The sequence below is a fragment of the Phytohabitans sp. LZ39 genome (assembly GCF_059359075.1).
In genome coordinates, this window is sequence record NZ_JCADBM010000001.1 from 255,339 (window position 1) to 278,802 (window position 23,464).

The window sequence follows — 23,464 nt, forward strand, 5'->3', positions numbered from 1 at the left end:
AGCCCGCAAATCAGGGATTTGTTGTCACCATGAGCCGGGCGGCCGGCCGCTACGGGGACCGCGACACAGCAGCCACCGGCGCGGCTACCCGGCCCACGGCCCGGCGCAGCCGCCGGGGTGACCGCGACCAGCGCGGAGGGTGAGGCCGCGGGAGCAGCGGTCTGGACCACGACGGACGCCGCGGTAGCTCAATGGATTTTGATCTTGGCTCGGGAAGTCTAGAGCCCTAGGTCGCGAGCGATGATCATCCGCTGGACTTCCGAGGTGCCCTCGCCGATCTCAAGGATCTTGGAGTCGCGCCAGAAGCGGGCTACCGGGAACTCGTTCATGAAGCCGTAGCCGCCGTGGATCTGGGTCGCCTCCCGGGCGTTGGTCACGGCGATCTCGCTGGCGTGCAGCTTGGCGATCGCCGCCTGCCGCTTGAAGTCGTCGCCGGCCAGCATGCGCGCGGCCGCGTCGTAGTACGCGAGGCGGGCGGTGTGCGTGCGTACCTCCATGTCGGCGATCTTGAATTGGATCGCCTGGAACGCACCGATCGGCTGCCCGAACGCGTGTCGCTCCTTGGCGTACTTGACCGACTCGTCGACGCATCCCTGTGCCAGGCCCACCGCGAGCGCCGCGATCGCGATCCGCCCCTCGTCGAGGATCCGGAGGAACTGGGCGAACCCCCGCCCCCGCTCGCCGAGCAGGTTGGCCGCCGGCACGCGGCAGTCGCTGAACGTCAGCTCGTGCGTGTCCGAGGCGCACCAGCCCACCTTGGAGTACCCGGGCTGCACGGTGAAGCCGGGTGTGCCGGAGGGCACGATGATGGCCGACAGCTCCTTCGACCCGTCGGGGTTTGTGCCGGTCACGGCGGTGACGGTGACCATGGCGGTGATGTCGGTGCCGGAGTTCGTGATGAACGCCTTCGAGCCGTTGATCACCCACTCGTCGCCGTCGAGCACGGCGCGGGTCTGCGTGCCGCCGGCGTCCGAACCGAAGCCCGGCTCGGTCAGCCCGAACGCGGCGATCGCCTCGCCGCTGGTCAGCCGGGGCAGCCACTCCGCCTTCTGCGCCTCGGTGCCGAAGCGGTAGATCGGCATCGCGCCGAGCGAGATCGCCGCCTCCAGCGTGATCGCGACCGACGAGTCGATCCGGGCCAGCTCCTCCAGCGCGAGGCAGAGCGTGAAGTAATCGCCGCCCATGCCGCCGTGCTCCTCGGGGAAAGGCAGGCCGAACAGGCCCATCCGCCCCATCTGCCGCACGATGTCGTACGGGAAGGCGTGCTGCTCGTAGTACTTGCCGATCACCGGCGCGACCACCTCGCGCGCGAACTCCCGCACGCTTTCCTTCAACGCCTCGTGCTCCTGCGTGAGCATGGTCGACTCCTTTGCTAGACGGGCGTCACGCCGTGGCGGCGCTTGGAGAAATGCCGTTCCTTGCCGCGCGCTGCGGCGAACCGGCGGACCAGCTCGTCGCGCAGCTCGTGCGGCTCCACGACCGCGTCGACCACGAGCTCGCTGGCCAGGCGGACGATGTCGATGTCGCGCTCGTACTCGGCGCGCTTGGCGGCCACGAACGCGGCCCGCTCTTCGGGGTCGTCGATGGCCGCGATCTTGTTGGCGTAGACGGCGTTGACCGCCGCCTCCGCGCCCATGACCGCGATCTTCGCGGTGGGCAGGGCGATCGTCGCGTCCGGCTCGAAGCCCGGACCGGCCATCGCGTACAGGCCCGCGCCGTACGCCTTGCGCACCACGACACACATCTTGGGCACCGTCGCCTCGGACACCGCCGTGATCATCTTGGCGCCGTGGCGGATGATGCCTTCCTTTTCCACCGCCGCGCCGACCATGAAGCCGGGCACGTCGGAGAGGAAGAGCAGGGGCACGTTGAACGCGTCGCAGAGCTGGATGAACCGGGTCGCCTTGTCGGCCGAGTCGACGAAGAGCACGCCGCCCTTGAACATCGAGTTGTTGGCCACGACGCCGACCACCTCGCCGGCCAGCCGGCCGAAGCCGACCGTCACTTCGCGCGCCCACAGCGCCTGGATCTCGAAGAAGCTGCCCTCGTCGAGCAGGCCGCGCGCGTACCGCCGCATGTCGAAGGCCTGCCGCTCGCTCTCCGGCACCAGCGCGGCGAGGTCTACATTGGACGGCGCCGCTGCCGGCTCGGCCACGGGCGGCTGCTGCGTCCAGTTGTCCGGTAGGTACGAGAGGTAGCGCTTGACCGTCTCCAGCGCCTCGACCTCGGTCTTGCAGAGGAAGTGGCCGACGCCGGACTCGCGGGTGTGCACCGCCGCGCCGCCCATCGCCTCCAGCGTGGTCTTCTCCCCGGTGACCATCTCGACCATCCGGTCGGAGCCGAGGTACATGCTCGCGTTACCTTCGACCATCGCCACGACGTCGCAGAACGCCGGGATGTACGCACCGCCGGCGGCGGACGGGCCGAAGAGGGCGCAGGCCTGCGGGATCGAGCCCGAGGCGCGCACCTGGTTCCAGAAGATCTTGCCGGCGCCCCGACGGCCCGGGAAGAGGTCGACCTGGTCGGTGATCCGGGCGCCGGCCGAGTCGACCAGGTAGATCATCGGCACGCCGGTCGCATACGCCCGCTCGATGATTCGGATGATCTTCTCGACCGTGCGGGCGCCCCACGACCCGGCCTTGACCGTGGAGTCGTTGGCCATCAGGCAGACCGGCCGGCCGTCGACGGTGGCCTGTCCGGTGATCACGCCGTCGGCGGGGAGGCCATCGGCCAGCGCGTTCGCGTACAGCCCGTCTTCGACGAACGACCCCTCGTCGACCAGCAGCGCTACCCGCTCGCGGGCGAAGAGCTTGCCCTTGGCCGCGTTGGCCGCGTGGTATTTCTCGGCACCGCCCGCGAGGGCGCGCTTGCGCAGCCGTTCGAGCGCCTCACCGTCGAGCGTCACGCCAACCCCTTCCTGAACGATCGTTAGGGTATCACCTCGCGGCGCGCGGAGAAGGCCAGCGTACGCATGAAGGCAGGGCCCCCGCTGGTTGCGGAGGCCCTGCCCATTGTGGTGCTTCAGCGGATCAGAAGATCCCCACGCTTCAGGCGGGAACCTGGTTCAGCAGGCCCATCGGGTCCACGCCGGCGACGTTGACCTTGCTGGTCTTCACGCCGCTGCCGAGGTCACCCGCGACCGGCAGGGAGGAGGTGTCGCCACCGGTGGGCAGGCCGCCGGTGGGCAGGCCACCCGCGAGCGTCCCGGCGAGGCCGCCGACCAGGGGCAGCGACTCCTTCTTGTAGTAGCCGTGGTCACCACCCTTGTCGCTCTTCTTGCCCTTGTAGTGGTGGTGACCGTTGTCGTCGTCGTCGTCCACGTCGACGTCCTGGGCGGCACCGTTGACGCAGGCACCGCTGATGCCCACGCCGACGCCGACCACGCCCACGCCGTTGCCGCAGACGTTGATCGGAATCTGGATCGGCACGTAGGCCTGGTTGCCGTTCAGGATCCCGTCGTTGTCACCCGACACCTGGGCGGTGTCCTCGGTGCGCTTCGACTCCTCGATGTCCGCGTCGTGGATGGCCCCGTTGAAGCAGGCACCGCTGACGCCGACACCGACGCCGACGACGCCCACGCCGTTGCCGCAGATGTTGATCGGGACCTGGATCGGCACGTAGATCTGGTTGCCGTTCAGGATCCCGTCGTTGTCACCGCTCCACTGGAGGGTGTCCTCGGTGCGGGACGACTCCTTGTGGTCGACGTCCTGCGCCGCGCTGTTGATGCAGGCGCCGCTGATGCCGGCGCCGACACCCAGGACACCCACGCCGTTGCCACAGATGTTGATCGGGACCTGGACCGGCACGTAGATCTGGTTGCCGTTCAGGATCCCGTCGTTGTCACCCGACACCTGGGCGGTGTCCTCGGTGCGCTTCGACTCCTTGTGGTCGACGTCCTGAGCGGCACCGTTGGCGCAGATGCCGTTCACGCCGACGCCGACACCGATGACCGCGCCCACGCCGTTGCCACAGACGTTGACCGGCACCTGGACCGGCACGTAGGCCTGGTTGCCGTTCGCGATGCCGTCGTTGCCCCAGCTGAACTGGAGGGTGTCCTCGGTGCGCTTCGCGTTCTTGCGGGACGACTCGGTGCGGGCCGACTCGCGGTGGTCCACGTCCTGGGCGGCGCCGTTCACGCACGCCCCGTTGATCCCGACGCCGACACCGATGACCGCGCCCACGCCGTTGCCACAGACGTTCACGGGGATCTGGATCGGCGCGTAGGCCTGGTTGCCGTTCGCGATGCCGTTGTTGTCGATCGACACCTGAGCGGTGTCGGCCTGCACGGCCGACGGCGCGAACAGGAGCGCACCCGCGGCCAGCACACCGACGCTGAGCGTCTTGCGAACCCAAGTCTTCATGAGAAGAATTGCCCTTCGGTAATTGTCATGAAAATGGCACTGCTATTCGATTGTCGATTTTGCTATTTGTTGCGAGCGACCGTACGAACACGCTCGCCGTCCGGTATTCGGGCGCGATGGAGCCATGGCTGTTCGACCCTGATCCCACCTGTCGACTTGCGCCCAATTCAGTGATCGGTGTACGGGAGATCCACCGCTAGTGAGAGCGGTTCCTGGGATTCGTCCGCACTTCTCCACCTATCCGGAGAGCCGGATGGGGCTGGGCGTCTTCCCGGCCGATCGACACGCGACCGGCACGGGACACCACTTAGTCAGGTGAGACGGTCGGGGCCTCGGCATCGTGCCGCAGGACCGCGACGTCAGTCGTGACCGGCAGCCGGTGGAACGCCACCGTGCTCTGCACGACCGATGAGGGAACGACGGCGAACGCGCCGCCCTCCGCGTGGGATCCTGGCCCACCGGCCGGGATCCCGGCACCCGCCCCGAGGTACGCCCGAAGGGGCGCGGGGAAGTGCCGATCGGGCAGGTTTCCGCTGCCCGGGCGCTCGTCCGGAGATTCGGCCGAGCGCAGCTCCGTGCCGGCATAGCGCCGGTCGCCGGAGAATGAATCGGTGTCGACCTCGGCGAGGCCCACTGTCCGCGTGCCGGGCCCGGCCGCCGAACTGGCTTCGGCCGGCTGCACCCCGACTCCAGGGACTGGTGTGGCCCCCGGGATCAACTCGTACCCCCGCTGCCCCGTCGGGTCGGCACCGAAGGCCGCGCGCGTGACCGAGCCCAGCGTCGAGGTGACCGGCTGTGCCGCGGTGAGCAGCACGCCGGCAACCGGACGCAGGACCCCGTCCAGCGGGGCGACCACCGGGTCGACCGCTCGGGTCAACGGTGTGAGCAGGCCCGTCGGCCCGGCCAACGCACTGGAGAGACCCAGTGGCGTGGTCAGGCCGCGGACCGCGCCGAGCAAGGCTCCGTCACCGGAGCCGGCCCGGTCCCGCGTGGTGCGCGGCTGGGCGGTGGGCGCCTGGGCACCCGCCGGCTCGCCGGCCGCCACGCGGGCGGTGCTGTCCTGGTCGCCATCCGGCCGGGTGGCCGGCTGCGCGGTGACCGGGACGGAGGACGCGGCCGTGGCGCTGGGCAGCACGACCGTGCTAGCCCGCCCTACGTGTACCAGATCGGTCGCGACCAGCGTGGTGTCCAGCGTCTCCGCGATAGGCGAGACGAGAGTGGACTGTCCGGAGCCGTCGACCAGCGAGACCACCGACAGGTCGGTGGGTGCGTCCTCGGCGGGCAGGGCGCCTTCCGCGGCGTGTGCCGAGGCGGCGGACAGGAGCCAGGCCGCTCCCGCCAGACCGCCGACGGCCAGCACGCGCAGGCCGAGGCGGACATGCGCAGGTCGCGTCGCCGTGCGCTGAGTGCGCTCGACTCCCGACCCCGTCATGTCCCGCCTTCCCCTGCGTTACCCGTTCGTGGCGGCGATCCGATCTATTCGGACCGGTTTGACCGCCGCTCGTAATTGGTAACGATACGGGCGCGTGTGGGTCACGCGGCGTATTTCGGGAAAAGTGTTTTTAACGCATCCGGGAGACGATGCCCGTGTCGTAGTCGCCGGAAATGAACTCGTCGTTGTCCAGGATCTCGGCGAAGAACGGTAGGTTGCACTTCGGACCGGCGATCTCGAAACCGGCGACCGCCGCGCGGGCCCGCTCGATGGCTGTCGCCCGGTCGTCGCCATACACGATCAGTTTCGCCATCAGCGAGTCGTAGAACGGGGTGACGGTCGTGCCGGCCGCGTATCCCGAGTCGACCCGCACGCCCTCGCCGGAGGGCTCGACCCACGCCGTGATCGCGCCCGGCCCGGGGAGGAAGCGCTTCGGGTCTTCCGCGTTGACCCGCAGCTCGATCGCGTGCCCGCGCGGCACAAGCCCGTCCGGGTCGAACGTCGGCGGCAGCCCGGCGGCCACGCGCAGCTGCTCCTCGACAAGGTCCAACCCGTACACGAACTCGGTGACCGGGTGCTCGACCTGGAGCCGGGTATTCATCTCCAGGAAGAAGAAGTCGCCGCTGCCCGGGTCGAAGAGGCACTCGACCGTGCCCGCGTTGCGGTAGCCGACCGCCTCGCCCGCTCGCACCGCCGCGGCCAGCAGCCGCTCGCGTAGCTCGGGTGAGACCGCGGGTGAGGGCGACTCCTCCAGCAGCTTTTGGTTGCGGCGCTGCACCGAACACTCGCGCTCGCCGAGCGCCACGACGCGGCCGTCGGCCAGCCCGAGGATCTGCACCTCGATGTGGCGCACGCGCGGGAAGTAACGCTCGATCAGCACGGAGCCGTCACCGAACATCCGCTCGGCGAAGCCGCGCACCTTGTCGTACTCCGTGCGCAGCGCCGCCTCGTCGGCCGCTACGCCCATGCCCATGCCACCGCCGCCGGCGGCCGCCTTGACCATCACGGGGTAGCCGATCGAGGTGGCCGCCTCGACGGCGGCCTCGGCCGTCGCGGCCGGGTCGGTGGTGCCGGGCGCGACCGGCACCCCGGCCGCGGCCATCAGGTTTCGCGCATTGATCTTGTCGCCCATCGCCGTGATCGCCTCGGCGCCGGGCCCGACCCAGATCAGGCCGCTGGCCTCGACGGCACGGGCGAAGTCGGCGTTTTCCGACAGGAAGCCGTAGCCGGGGTGCACCGCCTGGGCGCCGGTCGCCTTGGCCGCGGACAGGATCGCCTCGGTGTTTCGGTAGCTCAACGCGGGATTGGCCGGGCCGACGTTGACCGCTTCGTCGGCCTCCGCCACGAACGGCAGCCCGGCGTCAGCCTCGGAGTGCACCGCGATGGCACGCACACCGAGGCGCTTGGCGGTGCGGATGACCCGGCGAGCGATCTCGCCCCGGTTGGCGACGAGGAGTGACTCGATCATCACTGCCCGACCAGCGCTGCCAGCGTGGCGTCGCGCAGCAGCGCCGCACGGCGCTCGCGCTCGACCTCACCGCCGAGGAACGGCGTCGAGTTCATGAGGCCGAAGGCGGCGTGCGCCAGCACCCGGGCCTCGCCAGCCACGAACTCGGGGCGGAGGTTGGTCAGGACGCTGACCCACTCCTCCACGTACAGCCGCTGGAGGCGCCGGATCTGGCGCCGCGGCTCTTCGGGCAACCGATCGAGCTCGTGCAGGTGCAGCGCGATCACGGCCGGGTTGGCGAGCGCGAACTCGACGTGGAAGTCGATCAGCGACTCCAGCGCGGCGCGGGCGTCGTCAGGGTGGCTTGCCACGCGGGCCCGACCACCCTCGAGGAGGCCCTCGCTGACCGGGATCAAAGCCGCGACGAGCATCGCTTCCTTGCCGGCGAAGTGATGGTAGAGCGCTGGCCCGGTGACCCCGGCGGCTGAGCCGATGTCGTCCATCGACACGCCGTGGTAACCGCGGGCCGCGAAGAGGCCCACAGCGATCTCGATTATCTCGTCGCGCCGGGTCCGCCTACGGGCCGGCGCCGACGACGTCTGCTGCTCCACCGTCACCGGGTCAGCGTAACGAATTGTCAACACACGCATATCATGCGATCGGCGCCCTCTCTCCACCAGCGCTGAGAGAGAAGACTCGCCAGGGCCGCGGCGAGCGCGTCGACCGACATGCCGTCCACAGAGGACACCCGGCCCGAGGTCGAAGGCGTGCCGGGCCGGCACGGCATCGGCCTGGAACCATCACGGTCCGTCACGCCTCTTCCCGGCATGACGAATCGGCGCACAGTCCTCCAGCTCGCCGGGCTCACCGGCGCGGGCGCCGTGCTCGGCGCCTGCGACTCCGGCACCGCGGCGAAGCCCAAGGCCACCCCCGGTGACCTGCTCATCGTGGAGACGAAGGCCGGGCTCTCGGTCGTGGAGGCGGGCACCGGCAAAGCCATGGTGCCGGCGGCGCCCTCGATCATCACCGGCGACCGCACCCGCCTGGTACGCACCGAGTGGACCGGCAAGGGCACCAAGCTCGCCACATACCGGCTGCCCGGCGGCGAGGTGGTCGCCGGCGGCGTGATCCGCGACAAGCTGGACGCGCGGGTGGTCAGCGCCGACGGGCGGCTGGTCGCGCTCGCCTCGCCGGCCGGCCCGCGCAGCCGTACCACCATCGCGGTCGCCGACGGCAGCGGCGAGCGGATCCGCGTCGACCTGATCGGCAACCTGGAGCCGGAGGCGTTCGACGTCACCGGGCAGTACCTGTTCGTCCTCGACTACCTGCCGCCGACCGCGCCGGACCGCTACCGCGTACGCGCCCTCGACCTGCACTCCGGCAAGGTGGAGCCCCTGCTCAACCGCGCGAAGGCGGTGCTGCCGCCAGGTGCCGAGGAGGAGATGCGCGGCCAGGGCCGGCAGGCGGTGTACGACACCAAGCGGCAGCAGCTCTTCACCCTCTACACCCACCAGCCCGACCACCTGCACAGCCGCGACCTGCTCGCCGGTGCCCGGGACTCCGCGCCGCACGTGCACGCGTTCGTCCACACCCTGCACCTGGGCCAGCGCTGGGCGTTCTGCATCGACCTGCCCGAGCCGTTCGGCGTGCGGGCGGCCGAGCGGCACGCGATCGCGTTGAGCGGCGACGGGCTTCGGCTGTGCGTGGTCGACGCGGTCACCGGCACGGTCGCCGTGATCGACCCTGAGGGCCTCAACGTGGTGCGCACGATGCCGCTGTCCGCACCGACCGGCGACGGGCCGGCGACCGCCGCGGTCACCGCCGACGGGCAGCGACTCGTCGTCGGGGGCGGCGACAAGGTCGTGGTGATGCCGTTGGGTGGCTCCGGCTCCCCCACCCGGTGGTCGCCCGGATCCCAGGTGCGCGGCCTGGCGCTGCTCGACGGCGCCGAGCGCGCTTACGTCGGCCAGGACGGCGCGGTCACCGCCCACGACCTGACCACCGGCGGGCTGCTGTCACGCACGGTGGTGCCCGGCCTCGTTTCGGTGCGCCAGGCCGTCGCCCGCTGACCTACGCGAGGGTACGGGCCGCCTTCAGCGCGGCCTCCACGTCGGCTTCGTTGTTGACGATCGTCGTGCCGAACCGGAGCAGCGTGGGCCGGTACGGCGTGGCGCTGGCGACCACCTTGAGCCCGCGCAGGCGAGCCACGGCCTCGTCGACGCTGACGTCGCGCACCTGGCAGCAGACCACGCCGGCGGACAGATCACGGCTCTTCGGCGTGGCGAGCTGAAGCCCGCCGATGCCAGCGAGCCCGTCCTTGAGCGTGGTGGCGAGATCGTGGGTACGCGCCGCGACCCGCTCGCGTCCGATCGCCTTGTGAAAGTCGAACGCCTCGGCCAGCGCCCACCGGTGCTCGAAGCTGTGGTAGCCGCCCGGGGTGGCCGCCGGACCGGGCGGGCTCGCGCCGCCGTCAAAGCCGAGCCACGCGCCGATGCTGCGCCCGTCGAATGTCGGGATCACCGGGGTAAACCGGGCCCACCCGTCGGCCGAGCCCCAGACCAGCCCGGTGCCGCGCGGGCCGAGCAGCCACTTGTGGCAGCCGGAAACGAGGAAGTCGCAGCCGAGGTCACCCGGGCTGACGTCCTCCGCCCCGAAGCCGTGCACCGCGTCGACGCAGAGCAGCACGCCGCGGCCACGCAGCGCGTCGGCGATCGCCCGGATCGGCAGCTTGACCCCCGTGCTCGAGTGCACCCAGGTCACCGCCACCACCTTGGTACGTCCGGTCACCGCGCGGGTCAGGTTGCCCACGATCTCGTCGGTGCTCGCCTTGGCGGAGTCGGCGTAGAGCCGCACCCGGCGCACGGTGACGCCGTCGCGCTCAGCCCGCAGCCGGAGCGACTCGTGCGTGGCGTAGAAGTCGTGCTCGGTGGTCAGCACCTCGTCGCCGGGCTCCAGCCGCAGGCCGGTGTAGAGCAGGCCGAGCCCCATCGTGGTCGAGTCGGTGAACGCGATGTCGTCGAGCCCTGCGTCGAGGTAATCCGCGGCGGCCACCGCCACCCGCTCGTCCAGCCGCGCCTCGTTTTCGTGCAGGTAGCCGATCGGGTCGGCGTCGAGCCCGGCCCGGTGCCGCTCGATCGACGCGCGCACCGGCGCCGGGTGCGGCGCGAACACGAACGTGGACAGATGCGCGATCTCGGTGCTCACCGCGAACTGGGCACGTACGCTGGCCCAGTCCGTGGGAATCAAGGGCGGCGCGCCCGCGGGTGCGGGCGCCGCCGCCGGCTCGTCGTCACAGGCGGCGGCCGCACCGACAAACCCCGCGGCCGCCGCCACTCCCAGCAGGCTTCGCCGTCTCATCCGACCAGCCTGCGCTGTGAAGGTCACAATCCGGACGCGCCTTCCTCCGGCGGCAGCGGCTCCTCGACCAGGAAGAGCGCGGTCCGCTCGGGCGACACCGTGCCGTCGGCTGTGTGCGCCCGCGCGGTCACGGTCATCTCGCCCGCCGCGGTCGGCGCCATGACGACGGTCGCCTGCTGGCTGCCGGGCGTCACGTCGAGCGTCTGCTCGGGGCCGCCGTCGACGCGGTAGGTGAAGCGGACCAGGTCGGGCAGGCCGGACCAGAAGTAGAAGGTCGCCTCGACGCCTGGACCGCCGGTCGGGAACCACTCGTGGTAGACGTCGGAGTACACGCTGGGCCGCAGATCCACCACGCTGAACGAGTAGGTCGCCGGCTCCGACTCGGTGCCGTCCGCACCGACGCTCACCACCGACAGCGTGATCGGGCCGGCTCCGGTCGGCGCCCAGGTCACCGAGGCGCGGCCGTCAGCTTCCGCGGCGACCGTGCGCGCCGCCTCCGTGCCGAAGGTGTAGCGGTATGCCACCACGTCGGGCAGGCGCGGAGCGAACGTGAATACACCGGGAACTCCCTGGCCGCCGCTCGTCTGGCCGTCCGCGTAGACGGTCGCGGTGATGTCGGGGCCGGTCTTCACCTGGAACGTGTACGTCACGGTGCCGAGCCGGCCGGCGGCCGTGACCGTCGTGACGCGAAGCGTGTGCTGCCCGCCGCTGTTGACGACGATGGACACCTCCGCGCCCCCGTCGGCCCCGGCCGTCACCGTCTCGGTGGCGCCGTCATCGAGCCGGTAGTCGTAGGCCAGGACACCCTCGGTGGTCGGCTCGAACGTAAACCGGCTCGCCTGCCCCAGCATGCCGATCTCGCCGGTGACCGCGGGCAGGGTGTGGCTGACCGTAAACCAGTATTCCGTGGCCGGTGAACGGTTTCCGGCGGCGTCGATGCTGTTTACCGTCAGCCGCTTGCTCCCCCACGCGGTCGGCGTGAACCGGAACGTGGCCGGGCCGCCCGTACTCTCCGCCGGGACGGAGGTGAACGTGATCCCGCCATCCCAGCTGGCCCGATAGCTGACGACGTCGGCCGTGCCGTTGGGAGTGAAGGTGAAGGCGCCTTCGATGCCGGGACCGCCGTGCAGCTGGCCATCGCTCGGATAGTCCGATGAGGACACACTGGGCGCGGCCGGGCGCTGGAGGTCCATTGTGAAGTAACAAGGCTCGGTCCAAGCCGAGGACGTCTGCGGGTCGAGCGCGCGCACCTGCCACGCGTACGTCTGGCCGTGCGCCAGCAAGGTCTTCGGGTAGACCGCCGTCCGCACCGCGGTGCCCGCGTTGCCCAGCCGGACCATGCGCTCCTCCGGCCGGTCGACCGGCCACACCGCAAACTGTCCCTCGACCCGGTCGGGGAACCCGGCCTGGTGGTCTGGGTCCACGATCCGGGCCGACAGCGCCACATCGGTGTCACCGTGCAGCCGGCCTGGGGCCTGCGGCTCACAGGGCCAGTCGGTGTGCACCATCAGGTCGGTCGGCACTTCCGGCGACGTGTTGTACCGCACCGTCAGGCGGGCGCCACTGGCCAGCCAGATCCCTTGCGCCGGATCACGCTCCACATCGGACGGCAGCTGCACCGCGAGGGTCAGCGTCTGGCGCCCCTCGGCCACCGCCTGGCGCAGGCCCTCGACCGCGTCCCACTCGATGCGCGGCGCCGGGCACGGCCGCGGATACGTTGTCGTGTAGAGCAGGCCGAGCGACGCGGGCGGCCGCCGCCAGCTCGACCGCTCGGTGAAGTCTTCGGTGCGCCACAGCTCGATCGGCGGGCGCTGCGTGCAGTCTTCGGCCTTTGTCTGCGCGCCGACGAACATCGCCGACTCGATCGTGGTGCCGCGGAAACGGCTGATGTCGAACGTGAAGTAGGCCCGGGACCTGTGCCGGCGGCCCTGGTCGTCGCGCCATGTACCGACCGGGGCGTCTCCCGCGCCGTCGATCGTGATTCGGTGTGGATGGCGGGCGTCGACGGATGCCCACGACACCCGGGTGATCGTGGTCGTGCCCACCGCGGCCGCTGGCTGCGCGGTCGCGACCAGGGCTCCGGCGGTCAGGACGGGCGTGGCCGCGGCGGCGACCAGCCTCCAAAAAGAGCGCATCGAACCTCCCCGAACTGCGCCGGCTACCCCAACTGCGCCAGCGGTGGGGGGAGGGTACAGAGCGGGTATGACTGTGCGCGATCCCTTATGGACAATGCGGCTAAGCCTGGCGTTCCTGCTCTACCGGGGCGAGTGTGGGGCGTTTCGCACTGATGAAGTCACCCGAGGACCGCCCGGTGAGGCGGCGCTTGACCCACGGCGCCAGGTAGCGCCCGGCCCACCGCAGGTCGGACGCGCGGGCGGCCAGCCACGGCGTCCGCTCCGGGCGCGGCGGCACCAGCAGCCACTCCTCGTCGCAGCCGACGCCGAGCGCGTTCAGCACGTGCCCGGCCACGCGCCGGTGGCCGAGCTCGGACAGGTGCAGGCGATCGACACTCCACATAAGAGGGTGGTGGAACGCCTCGTCATGGTTGAGGTTGACCAGGGTCGCGCCGGTCGCCTCGGCGGCCTGCTCGACCGCCTGGTTGAGCTGATTTCCGCGCGGCAGGGTGATCCGCGAGCCGGGCAGCCGGGTGACCCACGCGTCCGAAAACCGGAAGAGGATCACGTCGGCGCCACCGCCGCGCAGCTCCGCGATCACCTTGAGGAAGCGCTCGATCAAGACACCCATGTCGAAGTTGCGGCGCAACATGTCGTTGCCACCCGCCGCGAAGCTGATCAGGTCGGGGCGCATCGCGAGCGCCGCCGGCACCTGCTCGGCCACCACGCCGGGGAAGAGCCGCCCCCGGATCGCCAGGTTCGCGTAGCGGAAGTCCGGCCCGACCTCGGCCGCCAGCCGGGTCGCCACGAGATCCGCCCATCCACGGTAGACACCGCCCTGCGGGTACGGATCGTCCATCCCCTCGGTGAAGCTGTCCCCGACCGCCACGAAGCTGCGCCATCTCACGACCGCAAGTCTCGCACCATCCCGGGACGGCGTAATCCCGGTGCCCCGGACAGTGACGGGGCCTACGCTGCGCTCATGTTGCTGCGGATGTCCACGCTCTTTCTTCGTACGCTGCGCGAGGACCCCGCCGACGCCGAGGTGCCGAGCCACCGGCTGCTGCTGCGGGCGGGCATGATCCGGCGGGCCGCTCCGGGCGGGTTCACCTGGCTGCCGGTGGGCAAGCTGGTGCTCGACCGGGTCACCCAGGTGGTCCGCGAGGAGATGGCGGCGATCGGCGGCCAGGAGCTGTCGTTTCCGGCCCTCCTGCCGCGCGAGCCGTACGAGACGAGCGGCCGCTGGACCGCATACGGCGCGGACATCTTCAGGCTCAAGGACCGCCGCGGCGCCGAGTACCTGCTCGCGCCCACCCACGAGGAGATGTTCGCGCTGCTCGTACGCGACACGCTCAACTCGTACAAGGACTTCCCGGTGATCCTCTACCAGGTGCAGAGCAAGTTTCGCGACGAGGCGCGGCCGCGGGCCGGCCTGCTGCGCGGGCGGGAGTTCCTGATGAAGGACGCGTACTCCTTCGACCTGGACGAGGCCGGCCTCGCTGAGGCGTACGACAAGCACCGCGGCGCGTACCAGCGGATCTTCGACCGGCTGGGGCTCGACTACACCGTCGTGGCCGCGATGTCCGGCTCGATGGGCGGGTCGGCGTCCGAGGAGTTTCTGGCCGCCTCGCCGGTGGGTGAGGACACGTTCGTGGGGTGCACCCACTGCGACTACGCGGCCAACACGGAGGCGGTGATCACGCCCGCGCCGGCGCCGAGCGATCCCGCGATCCGCCCGGCCCTGGAGGTCCACGACACCCCGGACACACCCACGATCGACACCCTGGTGGAGCTCGCCAACGCCCGCCGGCTGGGTGGGCGCGCCGACTGGACGGCCGCCGACACCCTCAAAAACGTCGTGGTAACGGTCACACCACCCGGCGCCGACCCGTACCTTCTCGTCATCGGCGTGCCCGGCGACCGCGAGGTGGATCTCAAGCGGGCGGAGGCCGCGCTGCATCCGGCGGGGGTGGCCATGTTCGACGCTTGGTCGACCCGGCCGGACCTGGTCCGCGGCTACATCGGGCCGCAAAAGCTCGACCAGCGCTACCTCGTCGACCCGCGGGTCGTCCCCGGCACCTCCTGGCTGACCGGCGCGAACGAGCCCGGGCGCCACGCGGTCAACGTGGTGTGTGGCCGCGACTTCACCCCGGACGGCACGATCGAGGCGGCCGAGGTGCGGGCCGGCGACCCATGCCCCGGCTGCGGCTCCGGCACGCTCACCATGCGCCGCGGCATCGAGATCGGCCACATCTTCCAGCTCGGCCGCCACTTCACCGACGCGTTCCAGGTGGACGCGCTCGGCCGGGACGGCAAGCCGGTGCGGCCGTTGATGGGCTGCTACGGCATCGGCCTGTCGCGTGCGGTGGCGGCCATCGCGGAGCAGCACCACGACGAGCGCGGGTTGGTGTGGCCGCGCGAGGTGGCGCCGTTCGACGTGCATGTGGTCGCGGCCGGCAAGGACCTCGGTCCCGCGGCGGTCGAGCTCGGCGGTCGCCTCGCCGCCCGTGGGCGGCGGGTGCTGGTCGACGACCGGGCACAGGTCTCCGCCGGGGTGAAGTTCACCGACGCCGAGCTGATCGGCATCCCCGAGGCCGTCGTGGTCGGCCGCCGCTTCGCCGAGGGGTACGTCGAGTGGCGCGACCGGGCCACCGGGGAACGCACCGAGGTGCCGCTCGACCACGTGTAGCGGCGGCCCATCCGGGTACGAATAGCTCATGGGTACCCTGACTGTGCGCGACGTGATGACCAGGCAGGTCGTCTACCTGCCCGCCGAGACCACTGTGGACGAGGCCGCTCAGGCCATGCGCACGGCCGACATCGGCGACGTCGTGGTGACGGAGGGGCCGGCGCTTGCCGGCATCCTGACCGACCGCGACATCGTGGTGCGAGCCGTCGCCGAGCGGCAGGACCCCGGCCAGATGACCGTCGGCTCGATCGCGAGCACCGACCTGGTGATGATCCAGCAGGACGCCAGCCCTCAGGAGGCGGTCCGGTTGATGCGCGAGCGGGCCGTGCGGCGGCTGCTCGTGTGCGACGCCGACCGCCAGCTCGTGGGCGTCGTCTCGCTCGGCGACCTGGCCATGCGTCTGGACCCGTCGTCCGTCCTGAGCGACATCAGCGAGGCCTCGCCCAATAATTGATCTTCAGGTTTCACGTGCAACGGTATCGACGGCCTTGGCTAGACCTTCGATGACCTGCGCGCGGGGCAGTGCGCTGAGCGCGGTCCCGGGCAGTGCGATCTTGCTGTGCCGCACACCAGAGCCGATGATCACGTACCCCGCGGCGGCCACGCGGGAGTCGACGAGGACCGGCCAGTCCTCGGGGAGGCCGATCGGAGTGATCCCGCCGTACTCCATGCCGGTCAGCTCCACCGCCTCCGCCATCGGCGCGAAGCTCGCCTTGCGCACGTCGAGCATCTTGCGCACGACTCCGTTGACGTCGGCCCGGGTGGTGGCCAGGATGACACAGGCCGCGTAGCGGGTCACGCCCTCGCGCTTGCCGGCGACGACGACGCAGTTCGCTGAGATGTCCAGGCCCACCTCGTACGCCTCGCAGAACGCCGCCGTGTCCGCGAGCGTCGGGTCGATCGGCGCCACCAGCACCTCGTCGACGCCCACCGGCGCGTTTGCGGGCCAGGCGTCGAGGGCGGCGGCGGTGGACGCGGCAAGGAGGTCCGGGCGGCTGCGGGCCGGCTCGGTCTTCAAGGTCCCTATCACGCCTGCGAGTCTCGCACCGGCTTGTACCTCTCGGCGAGGTACTCCTCCCACGTCCGCGTGCCAGTGGGCTGGGCGGTGGTCGTGAGCGCGCCCTCCCGCATCGCTCGCAGTGTCTTGCCGGGCAGGCGAAGCGACAGCACCGGCCGGCGCTTGCCCGTCGCGCGCAGCCAGGAGCGCACGATCTCCTCGGAGGTCCGCACCTCCGGCCCACCGAAGTCCTCCACCCGCCGGCTCGGCCCGGCCGCCAGCAGCCCCGCGATCCGGTCGGCGACGTCGCGCGGGTCCACTAGCTGCACGGTGATGCCGGGGTCGGCGACAAGTACGCCCAGGCGGCTCGCGACCGGCAGGAAGCGTTCGTCCACAAGCTGTGGAAACTGGGTGGCGCGCAGGATCGACCAGGGCACCGGGCCAGCCTGGAGCACCTTCTCGGCGGCCAGCTTGTGGCGGTAGTAGCCGAACGGGATCCGGTCGATGCCGACGATCGAGACGTACACGAGGTGCCGCACGCCGGCCCGCTCGGCCGCGGTCGCGAGCCGCCGGGTGCCGGCGACGTCCACCTCGCCCGCTTTGCGGTACTGCGTCGTCGCGGAAGCCAAGTGGACCACCGCGTCCACGCCGGCGACCGCTTCCGCCAGGCCTTCTCCGGTCGCGAGATCCGCCCGCACCCAGCCCGGCCTGGCACTGCGGCTGGTCCGGCGCACGTCCTGGCCGTCCTGTTCGAGCCGGGGCAACACGGCTTGCCCGAGTACCCCGCTCGCACCCGTCACGAGAACCTTCATGCCGTGTGGACGAGCGGGGCGGGTCGAACGTGACTTGACGACGCTAGCTAATGTTGTTAGCTTTTTAGCTATGACAAGTAGTTACCTGGAGCGCGGCGAGGGTCGGATCGCTTACGAGGTGCACGGCGAGGGGCCGCTGGCCGTGTGCGTGCCCGGCATGGGCGACCTGCGCTCCGCATTCCGCTTCACCGTCCCGGCGCTGCTCGAGGCGGGCTACCAGGTGGCGACGATGGACCTGCGCGGCCACGGAGAGAGCGACGACGGCTTCAGCGCGTACGACGACCCCGCGGTGGCCTCCGACATCCGCGCCCTGGTCACCCACCTCGGCGGGCCGGCGCTGCTGGTCGGCAATTCGATGGGCGCGGCGGCGTCGATCATCGCGACCGCCGAGGCGCCCGAGCTTGTCGCCGGCCTCGCCCTGTTGGGCCCGTGGGTGCGCGACCCCAAGCCCAACCCGGTCATGCGCCTGGTGCAGCGCCTGATGCTGGTCAAGCCGTGGGGCCCGGCCGCGTGGCGGGCGTTCTACAAGACGCTCTACCCCGGCCGCCGCCCCGACGATCTGGCCGCCCACCTCGACCGCATCGGCGCCAGCATGGGGCGCGGCGACCACTGGCGCTCGTTCGTGCGCACGACGGCCACCAGCCACGCCCCGGTCGAGGCCCGCCTCGACGACGTGCGCGTGCCCGCGCTGATCGTCATGGGCGAAAAGGACCCGGACTTTCCCGACCCTGCGGCCGAGGCCCGCTTCGCGGCCGAGCGCCTGCGCGGCGAGCTCCTGCTGGTGCCCGACTCCGGCCACTACCCGCAGGCCGACTCGCCCGACCTGGTCAATCCGGCGGTGCTCGCGTTCGCGGCCAAGGTCTTCGGCCGGTTGTAGCCGTGCGGACGCCCGCCGCCGGCGTGATGATGGCGGGCATGCGCGTTGCGACGCTCAACCTCTGGTGCCGGCGCGGCGACTGGCCCACGCGGCGGAAGGTCCTGGCGGACGGCTTCCGCGAACTGCGGCCGGACCTGATCGCGTTTCAGGAGTCGATCGTCACGGACGACTACGACCAGATCGCCGACCTGCTGGGCGATGGCTATGAGATCCACCACGGCGGCGCCCGCACACCGCACGACGGCGCGGGCACGACGATCGCCAGCCGCTGGCCGGTGACGAAGCTGCACGAGCGGGACCTCAGCGTCACCTCGCGCGTCGACCCCGCCGAGCCGTGGATCGGCCGGGTGTACGCCGCCGAGGTCGACGGCCCGGAGCCGCTGCTCTTCGTCAACCACAAACCCTCGTACCCACTGCACATGGAGCTGGAGCGGGAGCTCCAGGCGGTGGCCACGGCCCGCATGGTGGAGGATCTGCTCGGCTCCGGCCAGCGACACGTGGTGCTCGCCGGCGACTTCGACGCCACGCCCGAGGCGGCGAGCATTCGCTTCTGGTCCGGCAAGCAGTCGCTGCACGGCCTGAGCGTCTGCTACCGGGACGCCTGGGAGCAGGCACACCCCGGCGAGCCGGGATACACGTTCGCGACCCGAAACCCGCTGATGCGCTGGGATTGGGACCGGCGGATCGACTACGTCTTCGTGCGCTGCGAGGCCAAGGGGCCCACGCTGCGGGTCGACCGGTGCGAGCCGCTCTTCGCCGACTCCGTGGATGGCGTGTGGGCGAGCGACCACTTCGGCGTGGTGGCCGACCTCAGCCCGCGGCCTTCTCGTACGTGAGGCAGTAGTCGCCGCTCAGACCGGGCAGCAGCGCGTCCCAACACAGAAACGTCTCCTGCCGCAGCACCAGATGGCGGCAGAGCACCCGCCCCATGTCCCAGGCCAGCGGCGTGATGAACCCGTCGTCCTCGAGGTTGGCCACGTTGACCACCGCGCGGCCGCCCGGCCGCAGCAGCCCCGCCACCTGCCGGAAGACATCGCCGATCTCGGCCAGGTAAGTCACGTAGTCGCCGTCCAGCGTCTCGTACGCGGTCAGCGGGTTTTCCGGATGGTCGGTCGCGGTCATGTACGGCGGCGAGGTCATGCACAGGTCGATCGGCCCGTCGACGAGGGCGGCGAGATTGCGCGCGTCGCCCTGCACGACCCTGACATCGCCACCGGCCAACCGGCCCCGGATCAGGTCGACGCGCTCGTCGAGCAACTCGACACCGATCGCCCGGCGCCCCATCCGCTCGGCCACCACCAGCGTGGTGCCGAAGCCGGCGAACGGGTCGAGCACCAGGTCGCCCGGTGACGTGTACTCCTCCAGCGCGGCCTCGACCAGCGCCTCCGGGTAGTGCACGTCTTCGTCGGCGCCCTCCGGGCGCTGCGCGATCAGGTCGGTCGCCTTCAGGTACAGCCAGGGTTTCACTGCGCCAGTATCCGACCGCAGCGCTCCATGGTGGAGCCGAGGGGACTCGAACCCCTAACCCCTGCCTTGCAAAGGCAGTGCTCTGCCAGTTGAGCTACGGCCCCCGCTGGCGGCGCGGCCGCCTACGGGTGGACTAGCGAAGGTCGGGCGCGGTGGTGGCCTCGTGCCACAGGGCGCGCTCGTCGTTGGACTCCTTGACCTTCTTGGCGATCAGGGCCGCCGCACCGATCACACCGGCGATGATAAGAATCTTCTTCCACATGGGGTGATCGCCCTCCAGGTTGAGTCTCGGCCGATGGTGCTGGACGCATGGTGGGGCTAGATGGAATCGAACCATCGACCTCAGAGTTATCAGCTCTGCGCTCTAACCGACTGAGCTATAGCCCCGTGCGCGTGCGGCGACGAGCAAGGTTACCGTACCCGGGAAGCTTCTCCCAAGTTGGGGCGCCCGCCACGCCGAGCGCCCCAGATGCCCGATCAGTCCCGCTCGGCCAGGGTGAGCTCGACGCCGCCGACCAGGTCGGCGCAGACGTTGTAGATGAACGCCCCGAGCGTGGCCAGTGCTGTGAAGAGCACGACGTTGACCGCTCCGATCAGCGCGGACGTGCCGATGACGCCCTTGGCGGTGATCCGGAACGTGCTCCCGTCGTCTCCGCCGCCGGCACTCACCAGGTCGGTCAGGCTGCTGTTGACGCTCTCGAAGACGCCCATCGCGTCAAGCGCGAGGTAGAGCACCGAGGTGGCCACGATCACCACGATGAAGAGCACCAGCGAGACCGCGAAGGAGAACTTCATCACCGACCACGGGTCGATGCGCTTTACGTTGAGCTTGGCCCGTCGCGGACCGCGCGATGCCGCGGACGCCACCGTGCTGCGTGCCGCGCGCACCGCCTCGCCGACCCGGGCCGCGCCCACGGCAGCAGACCCCGCGGCACCGACCGTGCGCACCGAGGCCCCGCCAGCTGCGGCCCGCCCGGCACCCGGACGTGCCCCCGCGCCCGGCGGCATGGCCGGCGCTCCGGGAGCGGGGCCCGGCGTCACCTGCGTGGCGCCTGCCGGTGGCGAGCTCACCGGAGCCTTGCCGGAGACCACCTGGGTGGCCGGACCCGGCGCGCCCTGAGGCTTTTGCCCGTCGCCCGGCTGCTCCGGTGGTGGAGGCATGCCGGGAGCCCGCGTGAACTTCGGGGACGGCGCCTCAGCGGGGACTGCCGCCCGGCCCACGACCGCGCGGCCGGTCGCCGGTGTGCCGCCTTGGGCGGCCTCCTCCTCGACCGGGTTGGTCGAGGTCCCCGCAGCCCCCGACTTCGCCTGTGTCTCCGTCATCAACTAGTCCTGTTCGTCAGGCTCGTCGGCATTGCGAGCAATGGCCACGATGGTTACACCGTCTGGCAGGTCCATCAACTTGACCCCCATTGTGTTCCGATCGCGAGTGCGGCGTACAGGCTTCACCGGAGTCCGGATAACTCCGCCGTTACTTGTGATAGCGAAGAGCTCGTCGTCCGGGTTGATGACGACCGCACCCACAAGTCCACCACGACGCTCGGTGATCTTGGCGGTCAACACGCCCTTGCCGCCGCGACCCTGCACCGGGTACTCCTCGATGGGTGTGCGCTTGGCATACCCGCCGTTGGTCGCCACCAAAACATCCATGCCCTCGCGTACGACCTCCATCGCGAGGAGCACGTCGTCCTCACTGAATCGCATGCCTATCACACCCGAGGTAGCCCTACCCATCGGACGCAGAGCCTCGTCGGTGGCGTTGAACCGGATGGCCTGTGCGTTCTTGGACACCAGCAGGAGGTCGTCCTGTGGGCCGGCGAGCGCGGCGCCGACCAGCTCGTCCTCGTCGCGCAGGTTGATCCCGATGATCCCACCGCTGCGGTTGGAGTCGAACTCTTCCAGCCGGGTCTTCTTCACGAGCCCATTCTTGGTGGCGAGCACAAGGTAGGGCGCGACCTGGTAATTGGAGATCACGATCACCTGCGCGATGTGCTCCTCCGGCTGGAAGGCCAGCAGGTTGGCGACGTGCTGGCCCTTGGCCACCCGGTTGGCCTCGGGCAGCTCGTACGCCTTGGCCCGGTAGACCCGGCCCTTGTTGGTGAAGAACAAGATCCAGGAGTGCGTCGAGGTCACGAAGAAGTGGCTGACGATGTCGTCCTGGCGGAGTGAGGCGCCGCTAACCCCCTTGCCGCCCCGGCGCTGCGAGCGGTAGAGGTCGACCTTCGTGCGCTTCGCGTACCCGGTGCGGGTGATGGTGACCACCACGTCCTCGCGGGCGATGAGGTCTTCCATCGAGACCTCGCCGTCGAACGGCACGATCTTGGTGCGGCGGTCGTCGCCCCACTTGGCGACGATCTCGGCCAGCTCCTCCGAGACGATCTTCCGCTGCCGCTCCGGCTTGGCGAGGATGTCCTTGAGGTCGGCGATCTCCAGCTCGATCTTGGCCAGCTCGTCGATGATCTTCTGGCGTTCGAGGGCGGCCAGCCGGCGCAGCTGCATGTCGAGGATCGCCGTGGCCTGCACCTCGTCGATGTCGAGCAGCTGGATCAGGCCGGTGCGGGCCTCCTCCACGGTGGGCGAACGCCGGATGAGCGCGATCACCTCGTCGAGCGCGTCGAGCGCCTTGACCAGACCGCGCAGGATGTGCGCCCGCTCCTCGGCCTTGCGCAGCCGGAACGCCGTGCGCCTGCGGATCACGTCGATCTGGTGCTCGACGTAGTACCGGATGAACTGGGCCAGGTTGAGCGTGCGCGGCACCCCGTCGACGAGCGCCAGCATGTTGGCGCCGAAGGTCTCCTGGAGCTGCGTGTGCTTGTACAGGTTATTGAGCACGACCTTCGCGACCGCGTCACGCTTGAGCACGATCACGATGCGCATGCCCGTGCGACCGGAGGACTCGTCGCGGATGTCCGCGATGCCGGCGAGCTTGCCCTCCTTGACCAGCTCGGCGATCCGCTCGGCGAGGTTGTCCGGGTTGACCTGGTAGGGCAGCTCGGTGACGACGAGGCAGGCGCGCCCCTTCTTGTCTTCCTCGACCTCGACCACCGCGCGCATCCGGATCGACCCGCGGCCGGTCCGGTACGCGTCCTGGATGCCGGCCATGCCGACGATCAGGCCGTAGGTCGGGAAGTCGGGGCCCTTGACGATCTGGATCAGCTCGTCGAGCGTGGTGGCCTCGTCGGCCTCCGGGTGCTCGAGGCACCACTGCACGGCGGCGGCGATCTCCCGCAGGTTGTGCGGCGGGATCTTGGTGGCCATGCCCACCGCGATGCCCTCGGAACCGTTGATCAGCAGGTTGGGGATCCGCGACGGCAGGATTGTGGGCTCCTTGGCCCGGCCGTCGTAGTTGTCCTGCATGTCGACGGTGTCTTCGTCGATGTCCCGCAGCATCTCCATCGCCAGCGGGTCGAGCTTGCACTCGGTGTATCGCATGGCGGCGGCCGGGTCGTTGCCCGGCGAACCGAAGTTGCCGTTGCCGTCGACCAAGGGGTAGCGCAGCGACCACGGCTGGGCCATGCGCACGAGCGCGTCGTAGATGGCGGAGTCGCCGTGCGGATGGAACTGACCCATGACGTCGCCGACGACGCGGGAGCACTTCACGTAGCCGCGGTCCGGGCGGTAGCCCGAGTCGTACATCGCGTAGAGGATCTTGCGGTGCACCGGCTTGAGGCCGTCGCGTACATCCGGCAGCGCTCGGCCGACGATCACGCTCATCGCGTAGTCGAGGTAGGAGCGCTGCATCTCCACCTCGAGGCCGACCGGTTCGACCCGAAGGCGGTTGCCGCCCTCGCCGTTTTCGTCGGCGCTGTTCGAGTCGTCCGGTTCGCTGTCGAATGGAGTGTCCGTCACAATCAAACCCTTATCAGACTAAAAGCCGCATAAAGCCTGTGGACAACGGCTGTGGAAACTGC

Annotated in this window: 20 protein-coding genes and 2 tRNA genes; 5 read left to right on the top strand and 17 right to left on the bottom strand. The window is 70.4% G+C overall.

Annotation, left to right across the window (positions count from 1 at the left end):
* Window positions 1-218: 218 nt before the first annotated feature.
* The 6 genes from AC5L36_RS01180 to AC5L36_RS01205 all read right to left on the bottom strand — a co-directional run bounded on the left by AC5L36_RS01180 (window position 219) and on the right by AC5L36_RS01205 (window position 7,857).
* Window positions 219-1,358 carry an acyl-CoA dehydrogenase family protein gene (locus tag AC5L36_RS01180; RefSeq protein WP_441216060.1) on the bottom strand — a complete coding sequence of 380 codons (1,140 nt, stop codon included), beginning with the start codon at window positions 1,356-1,358 and terminating at the stop codon, window positions 219-221.
* A gap of 14 nt (window positions 1,359-1,372) precedes the next feature.
* Entirely contained in the window at window positions 1,373-2,905 is a 1,533-nt protein-coding gene (locus AC5L36_RS01185; protein ID WP_441216059.1) for an acyl-CoA carboxylase subunit beta, read from the bottom strand.
* A gap of 142 nt (window positions 2,906-3,047) precedes the next feature.
* Window positions 3,048-4,361: a chaplin family protein gene (locus tag AC5L36_RS01190; protein WP_441216058.1), complete on the bottom strand. Its 1,314-nt coding sequence runs from the start codon at window positions 4,359-4,361 to the stop codon at window positions 3,048-3,050.
* Window positions 4,362-4,668: 307 nt separating this feature from the next.
* Window positions 4,669-5,793: a hypothetical protein gene (locus AC5L36_RS01195; RefSeq protein ID WP_441216057.1), complete on the bottom strand. Its 1,125-nt coding sequence runs from the start codon at window positions 5,791-5,793 to the stop codon at window positions 4,669-4,671.
* Between the two features lie 130 nt (window positions 5,794-5,923).
* The gene (locus AC5L36_RS01200) at window positions 5,924-7,261 is read right to left on the bottom strand and encodes an acetyl-CoA carboxylase biotin carboxylase subunit (RefSeq protein WP_441216056.1); all 1,338 of its coding nucleotides are present in this window, start codon (window positions 7,259-7,261) and stop codon (window positions 5,924-5,926) included.
* Window positions 7,261-7,857 carry a TetR/AcrR family transcriptional regulator gene (locus AC5L36_RS01205; RefSeq protein ID WP_441216055.1) on the bottom strand — a complete coding sequence of 199 codons (597 nt, stop codon included), beginning with the start codon at window positions 7,855-7,857 and terminating at the stop codon, window positions 7,261-7,263. The genes AC5L36_RS01200 and AC5L36_RS01205 overlap by 1 nt, the downstream gene beginning before the upstream one ends.
* A 210-nt stretch (window positions 7,858-8,067) precedes the next feature.
* Here AC5L36_RS01205 and AC5L36_RS01210 point away from each other — a divergent pair, with 210 nt between their 5' ends.
* A complete protein-coding gene (locus AC5L36_RS01210; protein ID WP_441216054.1) occupies window positions 8,068-9,309 on the top strand; it encodes a YncE family protein in 1,242 nt (413 codons plus the stop codon).
* 1 nt (window position 9,310) lies between these two features.
* On the opposite strand, the gene AC5L36_RS01215 is transcribed toward AC5L36_RS01210, so the two are convergent.
* The 3 genes from AC5L36_RS01215 to AC5L36_RS01225 all read right to left on the bottom strand — a co-directional run bounded on the left by AC5L36_RS01215 (window position 9,311) and on the right by AC5L36_RS01225 (window position 13,618).
* Window positions 9,311-10,597: an aminotransferase class V-fold PLP-dependent enzyme gene (locus AC5L36_RS01215; protein ID WP_441216053.1), complete on the bottom strand. Its 1,287-nt coding sequence runs from the start codon at window positions 10,595-10,597 to the stop codon at window positions 9,311-9,313.
* Between the two features lie 23 nt (window positions 10,598-10,620).
* Window positions 10,621-12,732, bottom strand: a complete 2,112-nt coding sequence (locus AC5L36_RS01220; RefSeq protein WP_441216052.1) for a hypothetical protein — start codon at window positions 12,730-12,732, stop codon at window positions 10,621-10,623.
* Between the two features lie 100 nt (window positions 12,733-12,832).
* Window positions 12,833-13,618 (bottom strand): SGNH/GDSL hydrolase family protein, encoded by a 786-nt coding sequence (locus tag AC5L36_RS01225; RefSeq protein ID WP_441216051.1) that lies wholly within the window; start codon window positions 13,616-13,618, stop codon window positions 12,833-12,835.
* Between the two features lie 75 nt (window positions 13,619-13,693).
* Between AC5L36_RS01225 and AC5L36_RS01230 the strand changes: the two genes are divergently transcribed.
* Together AC5L36_RS01230 and AC5L36_RS01235 are read left to right on the top strand one after the other, a co-directional pair.
* Window positions 13,694-15,400, top strand: coding sequence for a proline--tRNA ligase (locus AC5L36_RS01230; RefSeq protein WP_441216050.1), 1,707 nt, complete (start codon window positions 13,694-13,696; stop codon window positions 15,398-15,400).
* Window positions 15,401-15,428: 28 nt separating this feature from the next.
* The gene (locus AC5L36_RS01235; protein WP_441216049.1) at window positions 15,429-15,854 is read left to right on the top strand and encodes a CBS domain-containing protein; all 426 of its coding nucleotides are present in this window, start codon (window positions 15,429-15,431) and stop codon (window positions 15,852-15,854) included.
* A 3-nt stretch (window positions 15,855-15,857) separates the two neighbouring features.
* Here AC5L36_RS01235 and AC5L36_RS01240 read toward each other — a convergent pair whose 3' ends face one another.
* Both AC5L36_RS01240 and AC5L36_RS01245 read right to left on the bottom strand, forming a co-directional pair.
* Window positions 15,858-16,427: a YbaK/EbsC family protein gene (locus tag AC5L36_RS01240; RefSeq protein ID WP_441216321.1), complete on the bottom strand. Its 570-nt coding sequence runs from the start codon at window positions 16,425-16,427 to the stop codon at window positions 15,858-15,860.
* On the bottom strand, window positions 16,427-17,197 hold the full coding sequence (locus AC5L36_RS01245; protein WP_494907240.1) for an SDR family oxidoreductase: 771 nt from the start codon (window positions 17,195-17,197) through the stop codon (window positions 16,427-16,429). The genes AC5L36_RS01240 and AC5L36_RS01245 overlap by 1 nt, the downstream gene beginning before the upstream one ends.
* 82 nt (window positions 17,198-17,279) lie before the next feature.
* Between AC5L36_RS01245 and AC5L36_RS01250 the strand changes: the two genes are divergently transcribed.
* Window positions 17,280-18,086, top strand: a complete 807-nt coding sequence (locus tag AC5L36_RS01250) for an alpha/beta fold hydrolase (protein ID WP_441216047.1) — start codon at window positions 17,280-17,282, stop codon at window positions 18,084-18,086.
* A gap of 38 nt (window positions 18,087-18,124) precedes the next feature.
* Complete coding sequence (locus AC5L36_RS01255) at window positions 18,125-18,922, top strand: endonuclease/exonuclease/phosphatase family protein (RefSeq protein ID WP_441216046.1); 798 nt, start codon at window positions 18,125-18,127, stop codon at window positions 18,920-18,922.
* Here AC5L36_RS01255 and AC5L36_RS01260 read toward each other — a convergent pair.
* From AC5L36_RS01260 to gyrA, 6 genes are all read right to left on the bottom strand, one after another.
* The gene (locus AC5L36_RS01260) at window positions 18,897-19,553 is read right to left on the bottom strand and encodes a TRM11 family SAM-dependent methyltransferase (protein ID WP_441216045.1); all 657 of its coding nucleotides are present in this window, start codon (window positions 19,551-19,553) and stop codon (window positions 18,897-18,899) included. The genes AC5L36_RS01255 and AC5L36_RS01260 overlap by 26 nt on opposite strands.
* Window positions 19,554-19,581: 28 nt before the next feature.
* Window positions 19,582-19,657 (bottom strand) — tRNA-Ala (locus AC5L36_RS01265).
* 29 nt (window positions 19,658-19,686) lie between these two features.
* Window positions 19,687-19,815, bottom strand: coding sequence for a DLW-39 family protein (locus AC5L36_RS01270; protein ID WP_218577294.1), 129 nt, complete (start codon window positions 19,813-19,815; stop codon window positions 19,687-19,689).
* 48 nt (window positions 19,816-19,863) lie between these two features.
* A tRNA-Ile gene (locus AC5L36_RS01275) sits at window positions 19,864-19,940 on the bottom strand.
* A gap of 90 nt (window positions 19,941-20,030) precedes the next feature.
* On the bottom strand, window positions 20,031-20,876 hold the full coding sequence (locus tag AC5L36_RS01280; protein WP_441216044.1) for a DUF3566 domain-containing protein: 846 nt from the start codon (window positions 20,874-20,876) through the stop codon (window positions 20,031-20,033).
* A gap of 3 nt (window positions 20,877-20,879) precedes the next feature.
* On the bottom strand, window positions 20,880-23,402 hold the full coding sequence (gene gyrA / locus AC5L36_RS01285) for a DNA gyrase subunit A (protein WP_441216043.1): 2,523 nt from the start codon (window positions 23,400-23,402) through the stop codon (window positions 20,880-20,882).
* Window positions 23,403-23,464 lie beyond the last annotated feature (62 nt).